Annotated in this window: 16 protein-coding genes; 7 read left to right on the top strand and 9 right to left on the bottom strand. The window is 46.7% G+C overall.

Features of this window, described 5'->3' with window-relative positions; genetic code table 11:
* Positions 1–368: 368 nt before the first annotated feature.
* Both QUA24_RS01430 and QUA24_RS01435 read right to left on the bottom strand, forming a co-directional pair.
* A complete protein-coding gene (locus tag QUA24_RS01430) occupies positions 369–746 on the bottom strand; it encodes a thioredoxin family protein (protein ID WP_333226629.1) in 378 nt (125 codons plus the stop codon).
* A 44-nt stretch (positions 747–790) separates the two neighbouring features.
* Positions 791–1,504, bottom strand: a complete 714-nt coding sequence (locus tag QUA24_RS01435; protein WP_333226631.1) for an NnrU family protein — start codon at positions 1,502–1,504, stop codon at positions 791–793.
* A 296-nt stretch (positions 1,505–1,800) separates the two neighbouring features.
* Between QUA24_RS01435 and QUA24_RS01440 the strand changes: the two genes are divergently transcribed.
* From QUA24_RS01440 to QUA24_RS01450, 3 genes are all read left to right on the top strand, one after another.
* The gene (locus tag QUA24_RS01440) at positions 1,801–2,805 is read left to right on the top strand and encodes a LysR family transcriptional regulator (RefSeq protein WP_333054398.1); all 1,005 of its coding nucleotides are present in this window, start codon (positions 1,801–1,803) and stop codon (positions 2,803–2,805) included.
* A 139-nt stretch (positions 2,806–2,944) separates the two neighbouring features.
* Positions 2,945–4,390: a serine/threonine-protein kinase gene (locus QUA24_RS01445; protein ID WP_333226633.1), complete on the top strand. Its 1,446-nt coding sequence runs from the start codon at positions 2,945–2,947 to the stop codon at positions 4,388–4,390.
* 63 nt (positions 4,391–4,453) lie between these two features.
* Entirely contained in the window at positions 4,454–6,148 is a 1,695-nt protein-coding gene (locus QUA24_RS01450) for an asparagine synthase-related protein (RefSeq protein WP_333226635.1), read from the top strand.
* A gap of 450 nt (positions 6,149–6,598) precedes the next feature.
* Here the strand turns inward: QUA24_RS01450 and QUA24_RS01455 are convergent, their stop codons facing one another.
* Positions 6,599–7,603, bottom strand: coding sequence for a zinc-dependent alcohol dehydrogenase family protein (locus QUA24_RS01455; RefSeq protein ID WP_333226890.1), 1,005 nt, complete (start codon positions 7,601–7,603; stop codon positions 6,599–6,601).
* A 197-nt stretch (positions 7,604–7,800) separates the two neighbouring features.
* On the opposite strand from QUA24_RS01455, the gene QUA24_RS01460 reads away from it, so the two are divergent.
* Positions 7,801–8,859, top strand: a complete 1,059-nt coding sequence (locus tag QUA24_RS01460) for a transposase (protein WP_333226637.1) — start codon at positions 7,801–7,803, stop codon at positions 8,857–8,859.
* A gap of 242 nt (positions 8,860–9,101) precedes the next feature.
* Positions 9,102–12,647 (top strand): EAL domain-containing protein, encoded by a 3,546-nt coding sequence (locus tag QUA24_RS01465; RefSeq protein WP_333226639.1) that lies wholly within the window; start codon positions 9,102–9,104, stop codon positions 12,645–12,647.
* A gap of 50 nt (positions 12,648–12,697) precedes the next feature.
* Here the strand turns inward: QUA24_RS01465 and QUA24_RS01470 are convergent, their stop codons facing one another.
* From QUA24_RS01470 to QUA24_RS01490, 5 genes are all read right to left on the bottom strand, one after another.
* Positions 12,698–13,063: a four helix bundle protein gene (locus QUA24_RS01470; protein WP_333210831.1), complete on the bottom strand. Its 366-nt coding sequence runs from the start codon at positions 13,061–13,063 to the stop codon at positions 12,698–12,700.
* Between the two features lie 112 nt (positions 13,064–13,175).
* Positions 13,176–13,694, bottom strand: a complete 519-nt coding sequence (gene ilvN, locus QUA24_RS01475; RefSeq protein ID WP_333210829.1) for an acetolactate synthase small subunit — start codon at positions 13,692–13,694, stop codon at positions 13,176–13,178.
* A gap of 351 nt (positions 13,695–14,045) precedes the next feature.
* The gene (locus QUA24_RS01480) at positions 14,046–14,858 is read right to left on the bottom strand and encodes a carbon-nitrogen hydrolase family protein (RefSeq protein ID WP_333080387.1); all 813 of its coding nucleotides are present in this window, start codon (positions 14,856–14,858) and stop codon (positions 14,046–14,048) included.
* Positions 14,859–15,110: 252 nt separating this feature from the next.
* Entirely contained in the window at positions 15,111–15,239 is a 129-nt protein-coding gene (gene psaJ, locus QUA24_RS01485; protein ID WP_015174876.1) for a photosystem I reaction center subunit IX, read from the bottom strand.
* A 117-nt stretch (positions 15,240–15,356) separates the two neighbouring features.
* A complete protein-coding gene (locus tag QUA24_RS01490) occupies positions 15,357–15,845 on the bottom strand; it encodes a Photosystem I reaction center subunit III (RefSeq protein WP_333210827.1) in 489 nt (162 codons plus the stop codon).
* Positions 15,846–16,175: 330 nt separating this feature from the next.
* Between QUA24_RS01490 and tsaD the strand changes: the two genes are divergently transcribed.
* Both tsaD and QUA24_RS01500 read left to right on the top strand, forming a co-directional pair.
* A complete protein-coding gene (gene tsaD / locus QUA24_RS01495; protein ID WP_333226641.1) occupies positions 16,176–17,249 on the top strand; it encodes a tRNA (adenosine(37)-N6)-threonylcarbamoyltransferase complex transferase subunit TsaD in 1,074 nt (357 codons plus the stop codon).
* Positions 17,250–17,296: 47 nt separating this feature from the next.
* Entirely contained in the window at positions 17,297–17,785 is a 489-nt protein-coding gene (locus tag QUA24_RS01500) for an N-acetyltransferase family protein (RefSeq protein WP_333226643.1), read from the top strand.
* Positions 17,786–17,988: 203 nt separating this feature from the next.
* On the opposite strand, the gene QUA24_RS01505 is transcribed toward QUA24_RS01500, so the two are convergent.
* Positions 17,989–18,729 carry an HAD family hydrolase gene (locus QUA24_RS01505; RefSeq protein WP_333226646.1) on the bottom strand — a complete coding sequence of 247 codons (741 nt, stop codon included), beginning with the start codon at positions 18,727–18,729 and terminating at the stop codon, positions 17,989–17,991.
* Positions 18,730–18,787: the final 58 nt, after the last annotated feature.

Raw genomic sequence — 18,787 nt, forward strand, 5'->3', positions numbered from 1 at the left:
GATATTGCCAAAACTGTAAACAATTGTGACACACGCCTGCGCGACCCGGCATAAATACTTGTTGTAATTCTCAAGCGTTGTCGATCGACAACGCTTGAGACCTACTGCCTATTTTCCCGATCGAGCCGATCGATCTAGTTCGCCTTAAATCTATGCCCAAATATAGACTGACAAATCGAGCTTGGACGGAAAGAAATCAAGAAACCTGGTTTTTTAACCGATACCCTGGCGCTTCACACTATATTTTTGTAAAAAACACTGTTTCTGCGTTCAGGACTGCGACATTTGGCGCTCAGGTGGCCGATCGACAAATGAGGAATTGCTTCTGCTTTCTACCTAAAAGCCGAATAACTTGCAGCCGTTACCTGTTAACTGCTTCTAACTGCTTCTGGTTGCAGGCGTTGAGTTTGGGAAGAAAGTTGAGTGACCAGCATCCAGGAATCCAGAGTCCGCCGCAGTTCCTCGCGTCCTTGGTAGTCTTCCAATCGAAATCGAACTTTATCGCCCTCAAACAAAATCAGCGTGGGCAGACTTGTCAGCCGATAAGTGTGGGCTAACTTGAAACATTGATCAGCATTCACCCCTACGAGCTTGACTTTTTCTGCCCACTGTGCTTCAAAAGTCTTAAGCGTGGGGTCGATCGCGCGGCACAAACCGCACCAAGGAGCCGAAAAGTGAACTAAAACGGGGGTAGAGGCTTGAAACACCTCTTGTGCAAAAGTGCGTTCGCTAACCGACAACACCATGAGCCCTCAAAATTTAATAATTTTTTTCTATCCTAGGGATCATGCTACCAGTATATGTTCCTAGTGACACGCATCAAAAAAGGATGAATTTCCCACAGCAAACCAGTAAAAATGACTACACCTACGTAGGAAGGGCGCAGAAACTCAAGCAAATCAAGGGTTTGACGCTTTTGTAGGATTGCCAAAAAAGGCATGATTGAGGTTCGAGATTTGATGGTTTCAAAGGATTCTCCAAAACGAGCCTGAAGCCGCCTGTCGCCGTGCCACACTCCGAACAGGTGGTGAAGTACCAAACCGATGGAAGTGACAAGGGTAAAGCTAGTGCCAATCCACAGGGTGTGGGCCACGCACCAAATCACCTGTCCCACCATTTGCGGGTGACGGGTGATGCGAATGATGCCAGTTTCGTAGAGGTGAACTTGGGGCTTTTGGACGGCGGCAATTTCTAGGAGGTTGAAAGTTGCTGGGTACAAAAACAGAAAGGAAATTGCCGAAAGTATCCAAACTGTCGGTTTAACTCCGGGTAATCCCTGTACTTGCCAAAGCTGTACGCCGTCGTAGCGGTGGTTGAAAAAGTAGACAATCAGAATGACGGCTAGCGGCAAACTGACAAGGGCAAACAAAACGCGATAAAGTCTCGGCCCGATCAGCTTTTCACCTTTGGGTCGGAGTGCTGCTAAACCGCTGTGGGCGATCGCAAAAACCAGTAACAAGCCCAGAATAATTAAGTGGGAGTCGAGCGCCAAGTCGATCGTCATTGCAAATATTAAGAAAAGTTATTGATTCTCGGCCAATTTGTGTCACAAAGTATCTATGGGAGCATTCAGCGGTTATCAGTCATCAGTCATCAGTCATCAGTCATTAGTTACTCAATAGCAACTAAAGACCGCTGACAGAGGACGAGTACAACTGACTTTAAGGTTGCGTGTGTTGCAGCCAAATGACTGGCATCGAAGTCAACTCCGACTGTTGCACACCAAATCGAACCAGCTTGTCGATTGACCGCAGAGATTGACAGAAGACCCGCCCCTACACCTACTGACAATTTAGATATATGTCTGACCTTCCTTTCACTTTAGACCAGTTACGCATTCTCAAGGCGATCGCCTCTGAAGGAAGCTTCAAACGCGCTGCCGACAGCCTCTATGTATCCCAGCCAGCAGTTAGCTTGCAGGTGCAAAACTTAGAGAGACAGTTGGACGTGCCGTTGTTTGACCGGGGGGGGCGGCGGGCGCAACTGACCGAAGCCGGACACCTGCTGCTGAGTTACGGCGAGAAAATTTTATCGCTTTGCCAGGAAACTTGTCGAGCTCTGGAAGACTTGCAAAATCTCCAAGGGGGTACTTTGATCGTCGGCGCTTCTCAAACAACGGGAACCTATTTGCTGCCCCGGATGATTGGGATGTTTCGCCAAAAGTACCCGGATGTAGCGGTACAACTTCACGTTCATTCGACCCGCCGCACGGCGTGGAGTGTGGCCAACGGGCAAATCGATTTGGCAATTGTTGGCGGAGAGATTCCTACCGAACTTGTAGAAGCTTTAGAAATTGTTCCTTACGCTGAGGACGAACTGGCTCTGATTCTCCCTCCATCTCATCCGATGGTACAACAAGAAACTATCCAAAAAGAAGACCTTTACAAATTGCAGTTTATATCCCTCGATTCGCAGTCTACGATCCGCAAAGTAATCGATCAGGTACTGACTCGTTGCGGCATAGACACGCGCCGCTTGAAAATAGAGATGGAACTAAATTCGATCGAAGCCATTAAAAATGCCGTTCAGTCGGGGCTGGGAGCTGCTTTTGTCTCGGTTTCGGCGATCGAAAAAGAGTTACTCATGGGCGTCTTGCACAAATCTCAAATGGACGAAGTTTTAGTAACTCGCATTTTGTCGCTGATTTACAACCCCAACCGCTACCGGTCTAAAGCAGCAGAGGCTTTCAGCAATGAAATTTTGCCCCAGTTTGCTACTTATTCGACCATCCTGGAGAAGAAAGAGCCTCCGGCGCTCGATTTGGGATTCATAGAAATAGGAACTCCCAACTCGGCGGGAAGTTAATCTCTTAGGTCGCTGGCAGTTAGCAGTTCGCGGTTAGTTGAGAAATCGAAATCTGATTTAACAATCACTTTTTCTTCCCTCTTCCCTCTTCCTTTTTCCCTCTTCCTTCTTCCCTCTTCCCTCTTCTTAGCAAACCAAAATGGAAGTTTACTGCACCCGACCGGGCTGCCCGCGCCCTCAAAACTATTTTCCCGACCTCGATGACAGTTCGCTGCTGAAAACCGTGCAGCAAAAGTTTTGCACGACTTGCGGGATGCCCCTAATTTTGGGCGGGCGCTATTTGCCCGTCAGGTTGTTGGGTCAAGGGGGTTTTGGGGCGGCATTTTTGGCCAGAGACCGCTATACTCCGGCGATGCGGCAGTGCGTTGCTAAACTTTTGCAGCCGTCGGTAAGTCTGACTCCGCCCCAGCTAAAAATCGCTCAAACTCTGTTTGAACGGGAAGCGGCGGTGCTAGAAGAACTGGGAAACGAACATTCCCAAATTCCGAGTTTGCTGGCTTTTTTTGAGCTGACTGTTATGAGTTTGCAGCCGGGAAAAAACGATCAGTTTTTCTATCTGGTTCAAGAATTTATAGACGGTCAAAATTTGGAGGATGAACTAGCTGTTAAAGGCAAGTTTTCGGAGGCGAAAACGGTGGAGGTGCTGCGGGAAATTTTGAAGGTTCTCGATTTTGTACACTATCGCGGTTCGATTCACCGAGATATTAAACCTGCTAATATTATGCGGGGTAAAAACGGTCGGCTTTATTTATTAGATTTTGGGGCGGTTAAACAAGTAACACAAAGTGTGGGAAGTGTAAAAGCTTCGACTGGTATTTATTCTTTGGGTTACGCTCCGCCAGAACAGATGAGCGGGCAAGAAGTTTATCCGGCAACGGATTTGTATGCTTTGGCTGTGACTTGTATTACTTTGCTGAGTGGTTTGCAGCCGACGGAGCTTTTTGATAGTTATAGAAATGAGTGGAATTGGCAGTCGCGGGTGCAGGTAAGTTCGCGTTTGGCTCACGTTCTCGATCGAATGTTATTATCAGCTCCCAGCCAGCGTTTTCAATCTGCGAGGGAGGTGGAAGCAGCTCTGATGTCTGGCCCTCAACAACCTTCTCAACCACCTACAGTCGTGGTGGCACCGCCTCCGATACCTCTTCAACCGACTCTGCCTCCTCCTGTACGGGTTCCTGCAACACCTCCGGGAGGGCTGCAACCTTCGCAGAGAGCGACTTTTTCGATTTGGGAGGTTTTGTCGGGGGCGGCGTTTACGGGTTTTGAGGGAGGGGTGTTGGCGATCGCCCTGACGAGTTTGCTGCCCTCTCCTGGTTTGAGTATCGGATTGTTGGGGATGATTGTGGCGGGTTTGATTTACGGCCAGTACCGCAGGGCGATCGAACAAACTGAGATGTTGATTATTGGTGCAGGTACTGTGGCTTTGCTGTGGTTTTTCCCGGTTTTACAGACGGCGGCTGTTGCGATTTATCCGAATTCTCCGATCACTGGCGTGTTGTTTGTGGGGTGGTTGGGTGCTTTGGGTGCGATCGCTGGAACAGCTATTTTTCGATTGATATATAAGTTACTTTCAAACGTTTTTTAATGTAATAGTCATCTCCAGAAAAGCCTGTTTTGAACAGGCTTTCCGGCCTGTTCCACAATAATTATGGGAGATGTTTTATTTAAAATGCAGACTCAGAAGTCTATCTACTCTAATTGGGTGATTGCTTGGGGCCCAGAAGCCCGATCGCACCCTGGAACTTGGGAAACCTCCGGTTTTGCCATCATCGGAGCTGACCCCACCTTCAGCCCCAATCAGCGATTTGTGCTGGTAGGTGACTGCTGCTTCGATCGCACTCCAATGCTCAAACAACAGATTGACACAGATGGATTGACCGATTTGGCGATCGTCGCGCGGCTATGGGAGCAGTACGGTACTAAAACACTGAGCTTGCTGTCAGGACAATTTGCCCTTGCAGTGTGGGATAGAGACGAGCAAACCTTGTGTCTGGGGCGCGATCGCGTTGGAGCCAAAACCCTCTATTACACCCGTACAGGAACGACTCGCTGGATCGCGCCCCGACTGCGATCGCTCAATCCGTATCACGATCGAGAACTTGATTTAGTTGCTTTGCGCGACTACTTGTGTTGTGCCTTTGTACCCGGAGCACAAACGCTGTGGGAAGCGGTGCGAGAGTTGCGACCCGGTAGCTACCTGTACTTACCGGATATTGAGGCGCAGAGATACTGGCAGCCACAGGAGCAAATTACTAACGCCGATCGCCCTTTGGAATGGCATAGTCAACAAGTGCGATCGCTTTTGGAACAACTGGTGCAGGAAGCGCTACCAGCGGGCGAACCAGTCGCAGCATACCTTTCGGGCGGGATTGACTCAAGTTGCGTCACGGCGATCGCCACAAGGCTGCATGATCGTCCGGTACACACTTTTTCGATGCACTTTGGCGCTCAATATCCCAGCGAGATTGAATTTGCCAACATCGTTGCGGCACATTGTGGCACTGAGCACCACATTTTGGAAGTTTCGCCGCAGCAAATTTGGGAGTTGCTGCCGGAAACGCTGGCGGCGATGGATGATCCGGTGGGGGAAGGCTTGACGGTTCCCAATTTGCTGTTGGGGCGATCGGCAAAACAATTCGCAGATGTGGTACTGAATGGCGAAGGCGGCGATCCGTGCTTTGGCGGGCCGAAAAATAAGCCGATGCTGCTGAATAGTTTGTACGGTTCGATTCAGGGTAAACCAGATCCGATCGCAGCTTACTTGACTTCGTTTCAAAAATGCTATGTGGATTTGCCACGTTTGCTGAAGCCGGAGGTTTGGGAAAAGGTGAAGAATGCGCCTTCCGTCTTTGCTGAGGAATTGCAACAGACAGAAACGACGTTTTTGAATCGGCTGATGCGGCTCAACATTGAGTTTAAAGGAGCCGATTACATTTTGACCAAGGTGAATAATCTCACGGCTGCGGCGCGACTAAAAGCTCGATCGCCTTTGTTTGATTCGCGGATGGTGGCACTGAGTTTGCAAATTCCCCCAGAATATAAGCTTTCGGGCGCGCAGGAAAAAGCGGTTCTCAAGGCTGCTGTGGCGGATTTGCTGCCCGATGTCATTGTCAACCGTCCGAAAAGCGGGATGGTGATGTCGATGCAGCAGTGGTTTTTGAGGGATTGGCAGCGGCAAGCGCGATCGTTGTTGCTGAATCGTCATGCGGCGATCGCGCCTTACCTCGATCGAACACTAATCCGCGAGTGGCTAAACTATCGTGGGGAAGTTTTTCCCCGCTATGGGCTGAAGTTGTGGCTGCTGGTGACGCTGGAAATTTGGTTACAAGTAAATCGCCGTTAGTTACCCCCAATTAGGGTACGGGGCCGTGCCTTTCGTCGTGTCAACTTCAGCAGTTGACCTTCAAATTTATCGATCGACAGTGGCATTTTCCCGATGCGGTTTTTGCTCTTGTTTATAGAACCGAATTAAACCGCAGAGGGCGCAGAGGATACAGAGAAACGGAAGAGACAGATGAATCATTCCGATGCCAACGGATTTGATATACAGTGTATTTCATAAACCTGGAATACGCTGTATATAGCCATCCTAAATAATTTGTCAATTTCTTGCTCCCTCCCCGCGGGTTCGGGGAGGGTTGGGGTGGGGTAAAAAGTTTACGACTCCTGCAAGAATTGCTTTAGCTCTCCTGCGATGATTATGGGATGTTTGGTTTCAGGCTTTTTAAATTCGCCAACAGTCTATTGAAATAGCCCGCGATTCTTCAACCCGCAAATTTAACCATCCGCATTTTTAACCCCCAATTTCAAGCACTATTTTACCGGTTACTGAGCCTGTTTCTAACAGTTCGTGAGCAGCTTGCGCTTCTTCGAGAGGGAAAGTTTTGCTGACGTGAATTTTTAGCAAGTTGCGATCGCACAAACGAGCACACTTCTGCAAAATATGAGCCTGCTGTTCCTGTTCCTCCACCAAACCTTCTAGCATCGGTGTCAACATTAATTCCAGACTAATTCGCAGATTCCGCATTCTCGCTGTTTTCAAATTGCCCAAAGCTGGATCGGGTTCCAAAATTGTTACTAAATCTCCATAAATTTTCACAGCCGGAATAGTTTGGTAAAAAGTTTCTCCCCCGACTGTATCGAAAGCCAAATCAACTCCTTGTCCTTGAGTCCAAGTCAAAACCTCATCGACAACATTGGTATTTTTGTATAAAATAACTGAATCTGCACCTAGGTGCTTGACAAGATTGGCTTTTTCCTGAGAACTAACAGTCGTGCAAACCTCTGCACCCTGCAACTTCGCCAACTGTACCGCGACGTGGCCGACACCGCCGGCACCAGCTTGAACCAGGACTTTTTGACCGGCTTGCAAGCGCCCTCGATCGTACAGCGATTCCCAAGCTGTAATTAAAACTAACGGTGCCGCCGCCGCCTCAGCAAAACTTAAAGCAGCAGGCTTGAGGGCGAGAAAGCGTTCGTCTACTACGGCAAACTCAGCATAAGTACCCCTCGATCCGCCCAAACCGCCATTGCAGAAAAAAACCTCGTCTCCTACTTGGAAACTTTGCACACCAACACCGACAGCCTCTACGACTCCAGCACCGTCGCACCCCAAAACGTGAGGAGCTTTATCGGGGTAAAAAGTGCCGCGCGATCGCAACTTAGTATCTATCGGATTGATACCCGCCGCTCGCAATCGCACCAAAACTTCAGTTTCTGTTTGTATAGTAGGAGCGGGGATATCTTGCAGTTTCAATACGGACGGGCTTCCGGGGGTTTGAAAAACAATCGCTTTCATCATGGGTGTTACACTAGATCAGATAATCCCTAAACTTTATTGTATATTGCTTAGCAAATCAACAAAAAACTTTTCGTTTATCCAAAATTTATGATTGTTGTTGAAAGGCATTATATAGATAGTCAGCATCCGTTTTATAAAGAGTTTGATGACTTATCATTTCTGTTAAAAATTTTCTACTATCATGGTAAATATTTATGATAAAACACTTTTTTACTTCGCGATATCAAGTTGGTAGCACTAGAATTATCAGACAGTTATTTGCCATCTTAAAACCTAGAGACATATCTCAATCATTCACGGCTAAAATTAGAAATCACGGTCTTAAACAAGTTGTTCACGATTGGGAGGATTGCCAAAATTCAAGAATAGCTTATGACTTAGATATACCTCGATTTTCATTCCTACCCAGCATTTCCCAATACCAACATAAAATCTGTACACGTAACTTGTTAAGTTCTGATAACCAATCCATAGAAAAAAAGGGGATAAACCCCAATCAGGGACTACTTCATTTATCTCAAAGTGACATAATAATTTCTACAAAGTCCCAAGATGTCATAAAGGTAAGGGTAGTTCCTGCAACAGCGCCCTACTTTTTTGAGGTTGCTAATCAAAAGCCTGTAACGTTGATGGATTTAAATTACCACCTCAGAGCAGGTATAGATTTAGGGATTGATCACTTCGTCGCTTTGGCATCTAATAAGCCAACATTTACTCCAACTATTTATGATAAAAAACATCTCAAATTAATTACTCAAGGTTTCAATCAGCCCAGAGCATTTTTACTGTCGAAAATAGATCGGGAAAAATATACCAAGCGTCAAATCCAGCAAATCACATTTAATCGAAACAAGCCCTTAGAAAAATACCTTAACCAGACCAGCAGCTTGATTGTCAAGCGGTTGGAGTATGAGAAAATAATCCAGTTAATTATTGGCACAAAGGTTAGGAATAAGCCGAATATAAAATTACAAAAAAAGCATCATATTTTTGGCGTAATTCCTCATACACAGCCCATAAAATTTATTACTTGCAAAACTGAGTTACTCGGTATCAAGGTAATAGTTACACAAGCACATTATACAAATAAGTGCAGATTTGGGGATTTAGAGCCTGTCGGTAAGAAAGAGTCTTACCAGGGTAAGATCGGTAAACGCGAGTGGTTTCGGACTTGGAATGAAAGTCGAATTAATTCTGATGTGAATGCATCGTTAAATATAATTAGAAAAGTAAACGTAAACTCACCCCCTTAGAGGAGTGCCACAATCGTATATATGTGTTTACAATTTCACCTGTACGGGTTCAGCCTGTACGAAAAAAACCACAAAAAGTTCGGTAATGTCAAGTATTGCCAGGTTTTTTGTGAACTGTTAACTCTCTTGTCGCCTTCACGGCGATCAGACCTTGTATTCGTTACCCATCCGTGACGATACTTAGTTATTTTTAAATAGATTGGCTTCAGATAACTACAACAATTGTCGAGCGGTGCTAATCGATGTTCGATCTAGATTTATTTTTTTACTTTGAGATTCTTGCATATCTTCTGGGATTATTGGCGACTTTAGCCGTGGTGTCCGCGATTTATCTCAAGTGGCACCGAAGGCCTTCCAGTCTACCGCTAGCCAAAGAGCAACGGCAGTTGGCAGACTTAAAACCGGACGATTTATCTGCAGGATTGAAAATGCGAAAAAACTTTTTGATTTTCCCGAACTCAAATCGGTGGCCGGCAACTGACAGCTTCTTGGGTAAAGTTTTAGGTATGGGCCGCGCTGTATTCTTGGCTAAGCAACAGCGCCTAACTGTGAATTCTTCGCCTCTTTTGGGGCCTGGAACTAGCAAAACCCTAAGTCTGAGCATTTCGGGTTCGATGGGAGACAATCCCGATCGCCCGAATGCCGAGAATCCTCCCAAAGTTAATGCTTTCGCCCAATTAGAGGAAGATTTGCTGGGCGAAATCCTAGCAGGTACTGATTCGCCGGGGGGAGCAGAATTCTTTGATGCCTTAGTTTGCCACTTAGCCTCAGCACTGGGAGTTCGCACCGCCGTCGCTGCCAAATCGATTAAGTCGAAGTCACGCACCGATGCTGCTGCCGATAGATTGCAAGTTATTAGTTTTTGGAGCGACGGACAGCAGCAGCCAAACTTTGAGTGCGACACCGCCAATACTCCCGAAGCGCAGGTGCTGGAGGGGGGAATGTATTCCTGTCCCGACTACCTCTGGGAAACTTTTCCAGAAGACCGCAGACCGGTAGTAACAGGTGCGCGCAGTTTCCTGGGAGTCTTGCTGAAAAACTCTTACGGCGAACCTTTAGGCATTATCTGTATTTTCCACGATCGCCCCCTGGTGGAAGCACATCTTGCCAAATTCCGATTAATTCTCAGCATCTTTGCCGGACGGGCGGCCGCCGAATTAGAGCGGCAGCGCCTAGAAGCAGCACTGTCCACTGTAGAAGCGAAATACTGCGCCCTGGTAGAACAAATGCCGGCTGTCACCTACATTTCTCCCCTCAACCGCACGGCTGCCAAACTTTACATCAGCCCGCAAATCGAGACTTTTCTAGGTTATTCTGTAGCTGAATGGAGAGCCGATCCCGACCTGTGGCTGAAACTCGTTCACCCAGAAGACCGTGACCGCGTGTTAGTTGAAAACGCTACACAGAAATTCACCGATGGAGAAGATATCTTCTGCGAGGGGTCGCTGGTTTCAGAATACCGCGCGATCGCCCGCAACGGTCGAGTAGTCTGGTTCCGCGATCAAGCTACCGCAGTTCGCGATGAAGCAAGCAAATCTGTCATCCTTCAAGGCGCAATGTTTGACATCACAGAGACTAAAGTAGCTGCCAGCGCACTGCTAGAAAGCGAATACCGCTATTACACCTTGGCAAAAATACTGCCGGTCGGGATTTTCCGCGCCGACGCTGCTGGAGATTGCTTGTACGTCAATGAGCGATTTTTGGAGATGGCGGGACTGACTGCACCAAAGGCACTAGGCGAAGGTTGGGCGCAAAGTTTGCATCCCGAAGACCGCGAGCGTGTTTTGAGCCAGTGGTATCGCGCTGTCATAGACAAGTTGCCCTGTAAGTTAGAGTACCGTTTTTGCAACGGTGACTTCACAACCTGGGTATTTTGGCAAGCAGTGCCAGAAATGACGAAAAGCGGGGAAGTTCTAGGCTATCTCGGCACGTTGACCGATATCACCGATCGCAAGCAGGCAGAATTCGCGCTACAACAGGCGGAAGAGAAATACCGCAGTATCTTTGAAAATGCGATCGAAGGCATTTTCCAGATAACGCCTGACGGGCGCTACCTCAGCGCTAACCCTGCTTTGGCGAGAATTTACGGCTACTCCTCGGCTGCCGAATTGATCGCGAACATACGCAACATCGACCGCCAACTTTACCTCGATCCCAACCGCCGCGTCGAGTTTTTGCGTGCGATCGAAAAACAAGGTTTTGTGTCTGAGTTCGAGTCTCAAGTTTACCGTGCTGACGGCACTACTATCTGGGTTTCCGAGAACGGCCGGGCAGTTCGCGACCCTAACGGAAATTTACTTTACTACGAAGGTACTGTCGAAGATATTACCCTCCGCAAAATAGCAGAAGATAAGTTGGTACACGATGCTTTGCACGATATGCTAACCGGTTTGCCCAACCGATCTTTATTTATGGATCGCTTGGGGCACGCGATCAATCTTTCAAAACGCCGCCCCGAAATTTTGTTTGCGGTGCTGTTTATCGATCTTGATCGCTTTAAGGTTGTTAACGACAGTTTGGGGCATTTAGTGGGCGATCGGTTGCTAATCGCGATCGCGCAGCGCCTGGGAATCTGTTTGCGCGCTGGAGATACCGTTGCGCGTCTTGGCGGCGACGAATTCGCTATTTTGCTGGAAAATATCAAAAGCACCGAGGATGCGATCCAGATTGCCGAACGAGTGCAAGCGGAACTGGCAGAGCCTTTTTACCTTAACGAATATCAAGTTTTTACCAGTGCTAGCATTGGGATTGTTTGTTCTGGTTTGCCTCGGTATTCAAGGGAAACCAGCAAACTGTCGAGTCCCGAAAATCTGGGAAATATCGATCGGGAAACTTCTTTGTCTTGCTTATCTTCCGACTCTCCTGTTCCCAATGTCCCGTTCCCAATGTTGTACGATCGACCTGAAGAACTGCTCCGAGATGCAGATGCTGCCATGTATCATGCTAAGGGATTGGGCAAAGCTCGCCACGAAGTTTTTGACTTAAGTATGCACACTCGCGCCGTCGCCCTTTTGCAACTGGAAAACGACCTGCGACGCGCTTTAGACTCCCAGGAATTTCAGCTTTACTATCAGCCTATCGTCTCTCTAGTTACTGGTAGAATCAGCGGTTTTGAAGCGCTGATGCGGTGGTATCACCCGCAGCGGGGTGTCGTATCTCCCGGCGAGTTTATTTTAGTAGCTGAAGAAACTAGATTGATTATACCTATGGGCTGGTGGATGATGCGATCGGCTTGTCATCAGATCCACGAGTGGCACCAAAAATTCCCAGCTAATCCGCCGTTGACTGTCAGCGTCAACCTTTCTAACCAACAATTTAAACAACCGGATTTAATTGATCGCATTCGCGATATTTTACAAGAAACTCAGCTTGACCCCCGCACTTTAAAGGTAGAAATTACTGAAGGCGTCATCATGGAGAATGCTGAATCAGCAGTGGCTATCCTCGCGGAATTGAAAAATTTAGAAATTCAATTATATATTGACGATTTCGGCACTGGCTATTCTTCTTTGAGCCGCCTACACACCTTTCCAACTGATGCTTTAAAAATCGATCGAGCTTTTGTCAGCCGCATGACTGAAGATGAAGGAAACGAAGCGATTGTACAGACTATTTTAATTTTAGCCAGTCATTTAGGTATGGATGTAATTGCTGAAGGAATCGAAACCAGCGAACAGCTTAATTTACTTAGAGCTCTGCAATGCGAATACGGACAAGGATACTTTTTCTCAAAGCCGATAGACAGCATCGCAGCCACACTTTTGATAGCAAGTCAACCTAAATGGTAATTTGACTGTTGGCTGTTGACTGTTGGCTGTTGACTGTTGACTGTTGACTGTTAACCTTTGGCTTTTTGTTTTAGTGAGTTAAGATAAGCATTAAGTTTTGGTGAAAGTTCATTTAATAAGGGATGCAGGCGATCGCTCTGTTCTTGGGTTAAAAGATTTCGAGCGTAGGCAAGTCTTAACCAGTGTCTTGTTTCGTTTAAGGAGCCTCTGGCAATTTTAACAAAACGCTGATTATCTTGGCAGCTATAGCGTCCATGTCCTTCTACAATATTAGCACCAACACTATCAGCAGATCGCACTATTTGTTTGCCCATCGTATCCTTCGTAAACTCGTCCCATTTTTTAACAATAAACCATATTTCGTTTGATATTTTTTCAGCTAATTGATAAACTTGTAGCTGTTGAAAGCTTTCCATATTAGCTCCTTTAACATAGTTGATGGCAAACCGTCAACTGCCAACAGTCAACAGTCAACCGTCAACAGTCAACCGTCAACAGTCAACCGTCAACCGTCAACCGTCAACTTCCTTAAACTTTCGCTTCCAAAGACTTGAGAAACTCAGTATTTACCCCCGACTCGCGCGTCAGGGCAATTTTCCCAGTACGAGCAATTTCCTTAATCCCAAATCTATTCAGAACCTGGACGATCGCCACCATTTTACCGGGATCTCCCACAACTTCCAATGTCAGCGTATCATCACCAATATCCACCACTCGCGCTCTAAAAATTTGAGCTAACTCAATGATCTCCGATCGCGCCCCGCTAGCAGCATTAACTTTCAGCAACATCAACTCCCGTTCCACACAGGGAATTTCCGTTATATCCTGAACTTTAAGCACGTTAATCAACTTGTACAGTTGCTTTGTCAACTGTTCGATAATTTGGTCATCTCCGGGTACAACCATCGTAATCCGAGACACTCCCCCTTGTTCCGCCGGGCCAACGGCCAGACTTTCAATATTAAAACCCCTACGGGCAAATAAACCAGCAATTCGAGTGAGGACACCCGCTTCATCTTCAACTAAAACCGAAAGAGTGTGTTTCATTTCTCCAAAAAGACGCATTTCGTGCAATTCTACTTTCGCTAATTCACCTTTTAGCAGAAGTGCACGCCCATTGAACCTGCCTTAGACATTTTATCGCGAGTTATTGGCCGTTCATCTGCAGGAAAAAACAATATCATTAAGCTGTCGGGGCCAGAGTCACCTCCGATCGACAATATCACTCATAGATCGGCGTAAATCCGCCCCCTCCCGCTTATTGTTGTCGATCGCACGCACATGATCTAAGTAATTGTGTGTACGAACCTACACAATTACTTGATCGAATAAAAAGTTTTCACGTCGGTTGGCCCAGTAGGACTGAAATTTTGAGACCCAATGGGTCTCAAAATTCCTTCACAGAAAAACCCGGTGTTGCAGAGATGGCATCTGGCGGCGGACTTGTTCTAGTCGATCGGGATTAATTTCTGCAATTGCCACACCCGGTTCGTCTCCAGCATCCGCCAAAACCACACCCCAAGGGTCTACAATCATCGCGTGACCGTGAGTTTGACGGCGACCGTAGTGACGGCCAGTTTGTGCGGGGGCAATCATATAACAAGTATTCTCGATCGCCCTAGCTTGCAACAAAACCTTCCAGTGATCCTTGCCAGTGTAAGCAGTAAACGCCGCCGGCACGAACAAAATATCAGCCCCCTTGTACGACAAATGCCTGTACACTTCCGGGAACCGCACGTCATAGCACACCGAAAGTCCCAGCGTCCCCAACTCCGGCGACACATAAACCGGCGGCAAATCTTCACCAGCTTTCACAGTGTTCGATTCCCTGTAAGTAATACCGTCTGGCACATTCACATCGAACAAATGTACTTTTCTGTACCTTGCCACTTCAGTGCCGTTTGGGTCTACCAGCAAACAAGTATTGTATACCTTCCCTCCCTCCGTCGGCACTGGAAATCCGCCGCCCAGAATCGTTACCTGGAATCGCTGGGCCATCGTTTTGAGGAATTTTTCGCTTTGGATGCCGATCGCCTCTGAAGAAGCAATCTTTTCCTCCTCTTCTCCCATAAACGAGAAATTTTCTGGTAAGGAAACTAACTCCGCACCCCGACGCACTGCCAGGTCGATTAATTCCTCTGCCTGAACCAAATTTTTTTGCAGGTCAGGCAAGCTAGTCATTTGAATTGCTGCGGCGAGATAAGACTTCATCGATTCACAATATTAGTCATTAGTCATTAATCATTAATCATTAGCCATTAGTCATTAGTCATTGGGAACTAATTTGATAACTAAATAGTTTAGATCCTTGGTTTTCACCCATTTAGGCGCTGGTTTTGTACTCAATGCTCCAGTTTGAGAGTTTTGATATTTGAGCTTTGAAATAACTTGATAAATCACCGCTCCAACTTCAAAACTCTCAACTTTTTTTTCTAGGTTTAGGAACCTAAATCCACTGATTTTTTATGGCATCGGATGGAAAAGCAAGTCTGGGAAAAAACGGTTGAATTCAATTAAAATTCCCGCCGTTATCACCATCCAAGCTGCTGCCAATACTGGTGCGGTCGAAAGATACTTCAGAAAGTATTGCATGAATACTGCTCCTCAAAAGTCGAGACAACTTAAATTATGCGAACCGATTTTAGATTAAGGATTTTAGGCTGGGAATTTGTAAACCAACTAAAATCTAAAATCTAAAATCCCAAATTGCTAGCGCGGCGAAACAGTAATTTCGTCGTCCTTCGCAAACATTTCACCAGTGGTGATTTCTTTGAGAGCTGCTAGAGGCCACAAAAAGCCACTCAGCATCAATGGGACTGCCTTTGGAACATCGATAATAATCTCTTTTTCCTCAGGAGAGCCAGATTTTTTGGCTGCTTGCAGATAAGAACGGCCTACCCAACCAATCCAACCAGCAATATACAAGAACAGCACGCTGGGAATCAAAAAGTCTCCGGCTTTGCTCAAATTGCCGTCTACGATTAAGTGCGGGTATCCTTCCGGGCCGCACATAGCTTGAGAATAGCGATCGAATCTTGCTTTGGCAGATGCGGGGTCGCCATTCGTAGAACGGGCATTTTTAGCCAGTTCCTTGAATTCGGGAGAGTCCTTGCACGGCACTAAATTGTAAGCCGAAGCAACTGGAGCAAAACTGATCCAGACACTCAACACTAAAATTGCAGCAAACAATCGTCGCATGGAATTGTTTCCTTTTGTTACAAAACAATAAGTTTTTGTACAAGCATTTCAACTTGCCGATCTGGAATCCAGATTACCGTGTTTGTTGACAGTGTAAAGTATCCATCATTGATGCGGCAAATCCCAATAGAATGAGGGATTAGCGTTTTCATAGGTCAATGCTGAGCTAGCAATACCGTGAGGATATTCCTTCTTTGCATCCGATGATGGTCTTACCTGTCGATCGGGCAAAAATCCCTTAACAATAACCTGAGTACAGGTAGAGCGGGGGACTTGCGCCGAATTAGTTAAGCTAGCAATAACTAACCTATCAAATAAAATTACCAGTTAATGGCAACCATTTTCGCAATCGAAACAAGTTGTGACGAAACAGCAGCAGCGATTGTTAAGAATCGTCAAGTTTGCAGCAATGTTGTAGCATCACAAATTAAAATCCACGAGCAGTTTGGCGGGGTAGTGCCGGAAGTGGCTTCGCGGAGTCACCTAGAAATGCTCAATCAGGTAATTGCCCAGTGTCTCGGTGAAGCAAACCTGAGTTGGTCAGAAATTGACGGCATTGCAGCGACTTGTGCCCCCGGTTTAGTAGGTGCATTGTTAGTCGGGCTGACAGCGGCGAAAAGCTTGGCAATAGTCCATCAAAAACCTTTTTTAGGCGTCCACCACCTCGAAGGGCACATCTACGCTTCTTACCTTACCGAACCCGACTTGCAGCCACCGTTTTTGTGTTTGTTAGTTTCCGGGGGACATACTAGCTTTATTTATGTCAAAGATTGCGGTGTTTATGAAACAGTAGGACACACACGCGACGACGCCGCTGGCGAAGCTTTTGATAAAGTTGCGAGACTGTTGCAGCTAGGATATCCCGGCGGGCCGCTGATTGACAAATTGGCCGCCCTTGGCAATCCCCAAGCATACCCTCTACCAGAAGGCAGAATTTCCTTGCCTGGTGGTGGCTACCATCCTTACGACAGTAGTTTTAGTGGCTTGAAAACTGCTGTTTTGCAATTAGTACAGAAACTCAAGAAACAAAATAACAATGTGGGTGCCGAAGACCTCTTGCCTGCCTCTACAATTAATGATATTGCGGCCAGCTTTCAGGAAACAGTAGCTAAGGGTTTAACAAAAAGAGCGATCGACTGTGCCGTAAATTTCGGGCTTACCACTATTGTAGTCGGCGGCGGAGTTGCAGCAAACAGCGGACTGCGAAAACACTTACAAGCCGCAGCAGGAAAACACAACTTGCGAGTATTGTTTCCGCCATTAAAATATTGTACAGACAACGCAGCAATGATTGGCTGTGCGGCGGCAGAACACTTGCAGCGAGGACACACATCGCCACTGACTTTGGGAGCAAATTCAAGAATGGGTGTCAGCGATATTATGGAACTGTACAAGAGTCATTAGTCATTAGTTAATTAGTCATTAGTCAACAGTCAACAGTCCACCAAACGATGAAAATCCGAGACGCAGAAGAAAGCGATTTGCCAGCAATTGTCCAAATATATAACGCAGCAATACCAGGCAGAATGGCCACAGCAGATTTAAAACCAGTCTCAGTCGAAAGCCGCCTTCCGTGGTACAGAGAACACTCCCCCAATTCCTGGCCGATTTGGGTAATGGAATCAGAACAAAATATTGTTGGCTGGCTGAGTTTTCAGATTTTCTACGGACGCGCTGCCTATCAGCATACAGCAGAAGTTAGCATCTACGTTGCACCCGATCGCCAACGCTGCGGAATCGGACAAAATTTATTGCAATCGGCAATTGTGCGGAGTCCAGAATTGAAGCTTAAAACTCTCATAGGAATTATTTTTGCTCACAATCAGCCGAGTGTAAAATTGTTTGAGAAATTTGGCTTTCAGCGGTGGGGATATCTGCCACAAGTTGCGGAACTTGACGGCTTTGAAAGAGATGTCGTAATTCTGGGTTTGCGTTGTTAGCTGTAGGGAAACGGCAATGCCCATTGGTGTCAACTTAAGGTCAAACGTAATACCGGTCTGCTGTTTGACGATTAGGCCTCGATCCCCCCTAGCCCCCCTTAAGAAGGGGGGGACAGGAAGCGCTCAAAGTCCCCCTTTTTAAGGGGGATTTAGGGGGATCGAGACTACGGTAGAAGCGAGATTTTCCAGGCTCTGATGTTTGCTCAATCTGCTAAAATTGTAATTTCATCCAAAGATGCGATCGCCACATCCGCATTTTCCAAATGACTAACCTGGGCCTTTCCCCAACAAATCCCGATACAGCCAGCCGCGCCCGCATTTTTACCCATCTGAATATCGCCTGCTGAATCTCCTACCATTAAAGTTGCTGCGGGATTTACTCCGAGTTTCTCACAAGCTTGCAAAAACAATTTCGGATCGGGTTTGTGAACCGTTGAATCCACTCCCATTTCTAACTGAATCCACTCGGCCAATGCGTGGTGTTTCACAAACTTCTGCACAACCTCCGTCGTAGCCGCCGAAAGAATTCCCAGTTTTAAACCCGCTTCCGAAAGATATTTCAGCACTTCCAAACTGCCGACAAATAGAGGAGAAACAGCACTATTTTTAAACATTTCGTCAGCTTCGTCAAAAGCGCGGCGCGCAATAGTTAAAGATTCCAGCCATCCTCTGCCGGTTTCGGCGATGTATCCCGCCGCCACAATCTCATTTTCCCTACGACTACCGACTGCCAGTAAGCCCGTGGGGTCAATGCTGCCGCCTTCGATACCAAAAGCCATTTGTAAAGGCTCTCCAACCCCCGGAATTTGAGCGTCTGCGAGGCGCGCTCGCTTAATTCCCAACAATCTCAAAAATTCTTGAGAATCCTCTAGAGTGCCGTCTTTGTCAAAGATTACGGCTTGGATATTCGAGAAGGTAATGCCCCGACATTTAATAGTTACCAAGAATCTGAACTCCGTAATTTTTATAGTTTTTTCTATTTTCCCATATTGCGCTATTTTT

The organism is Microcoleus sp. Pol12B5 (assembly GCF_036701335.1).
GTDB lineage: Bacteria > Cyanobacteriota > Cyanobacteriia > Cyanobacteriales > Microcoleaceae > Microcoleus.

What these genes read in the sequence shown, in the direction of transcription:
- QUA24_RS01430 (WP_333226629.1), bottom strand. Translation starts at nt 746, where the DNA reads ATGGTGTTGTCGGTTAGCGAACGCACTTTTGCACAAGAGGTGTTTCAA.
- QUA24_RS01435 (WP_333226631.1), bottom strand. Translation starts at nt 1,504, where the DNA reads ATGACGATCGACTTGGCGCTCGACTCCCACTTAATTATTCTGGGCTTG.
- QUA24_RS01440 (WP_333054398.1), top strand. Translation starts at nt 1,801, where the DNA reads ATGTCTGACCTTCCTTTCACTTTAGACCAGTTACGCATTCTCAAGGCG.
- QUA24_RS01445 (WP_333226633.1), top strand. Translation starts at nt 2,945, where the DNA reads ATGGAAGTTTACTGCACCCGACCGGGCTGCCCGCGCCCTCAAAACTAT.
- QUA24_RS01450 (WP_333226635.1), top strand. Translation starts at nt 4,454, where the DNA reads ATGGGAGATGTTTTATTTAAAATGCAGACTCAGAAGTCTATCTACTCT.
- QUA24_RS01455 (WP_333226890.1), bottom strand. Translation starts at nt 7,603, where the DNA reads ATGAAAGCGATTGTTTTTCAAACCCCCGGAAGCCCGTCCGTATTGAAA.
- QUA24_RS01460 (WP_333226637.1), top strand. Translation starts at nt 7,801, where the DNA reads ATGATAAAACACTTTTTTACTTCGCGATATCAAGTTGGTAGCACTAGA.
- QUA24_RS01465 (WP_333226639.1), top strand. Translation starts at nt 9,102, where the DNA reads ATGTTCGATCTAGATTTATTTTTTTACTTTGAGATTCTTGCATATCTT.
- QUA24_RS01470 (WP_333210831.1), bottom strand. Translation starts at nt 13,063, where the DNA reads ATGGAAAGCTTTCAACAGCTACAAGTTTATCAATTAGCTGAAAAAATA.
- ilvN (WP_333210829.1), bottom strand. Translation starts at nt 13,694, where the DNA reads ATGAAACACACTCTTTCGGTTTTAGTTGAAGATGAAGCGGGTGTCCTC.
- QUA24_RS01480 (WP_333080387.1), bottom strand. Translation starts at nt 14,858, where the DNA reads ATGAAGTCTTATCTCGCCGCAGCAATTCAAATGACTAGCTTGCCTGAC.
- psaJ (WP_015174876.1), bottom strand. Translation starts at nt 15,239, where the DNA reads ATGCAATACTTTCTGAAGTATCTTTCGACCGCACCAGTATTGGCAGCA.
- QUA24_RS01490 (WP_333210827.1), bottom strand. Translation starts at nt 15,845, where the DNA reads ATGCGACGATTGTTTGCTGCAATTTTAGTGTTGAGTGTCTGGATCAGT.
- tsaD (WP_333226641.1), top strand. Translation starts at nt 16,176, where the DNA reads ATGGCAACCATTTTCGCAATCGAAACAAGTTGTGACGAAACAGCAGCA.
- QUA24_RS01500 (WP_333226643.1), top strand. Translation starts at nt 17,297, where the DNA reads ATGAAAATCCGAGACGCAGAAGAAAGCGATTTGCCAGCAATTGTCCAA.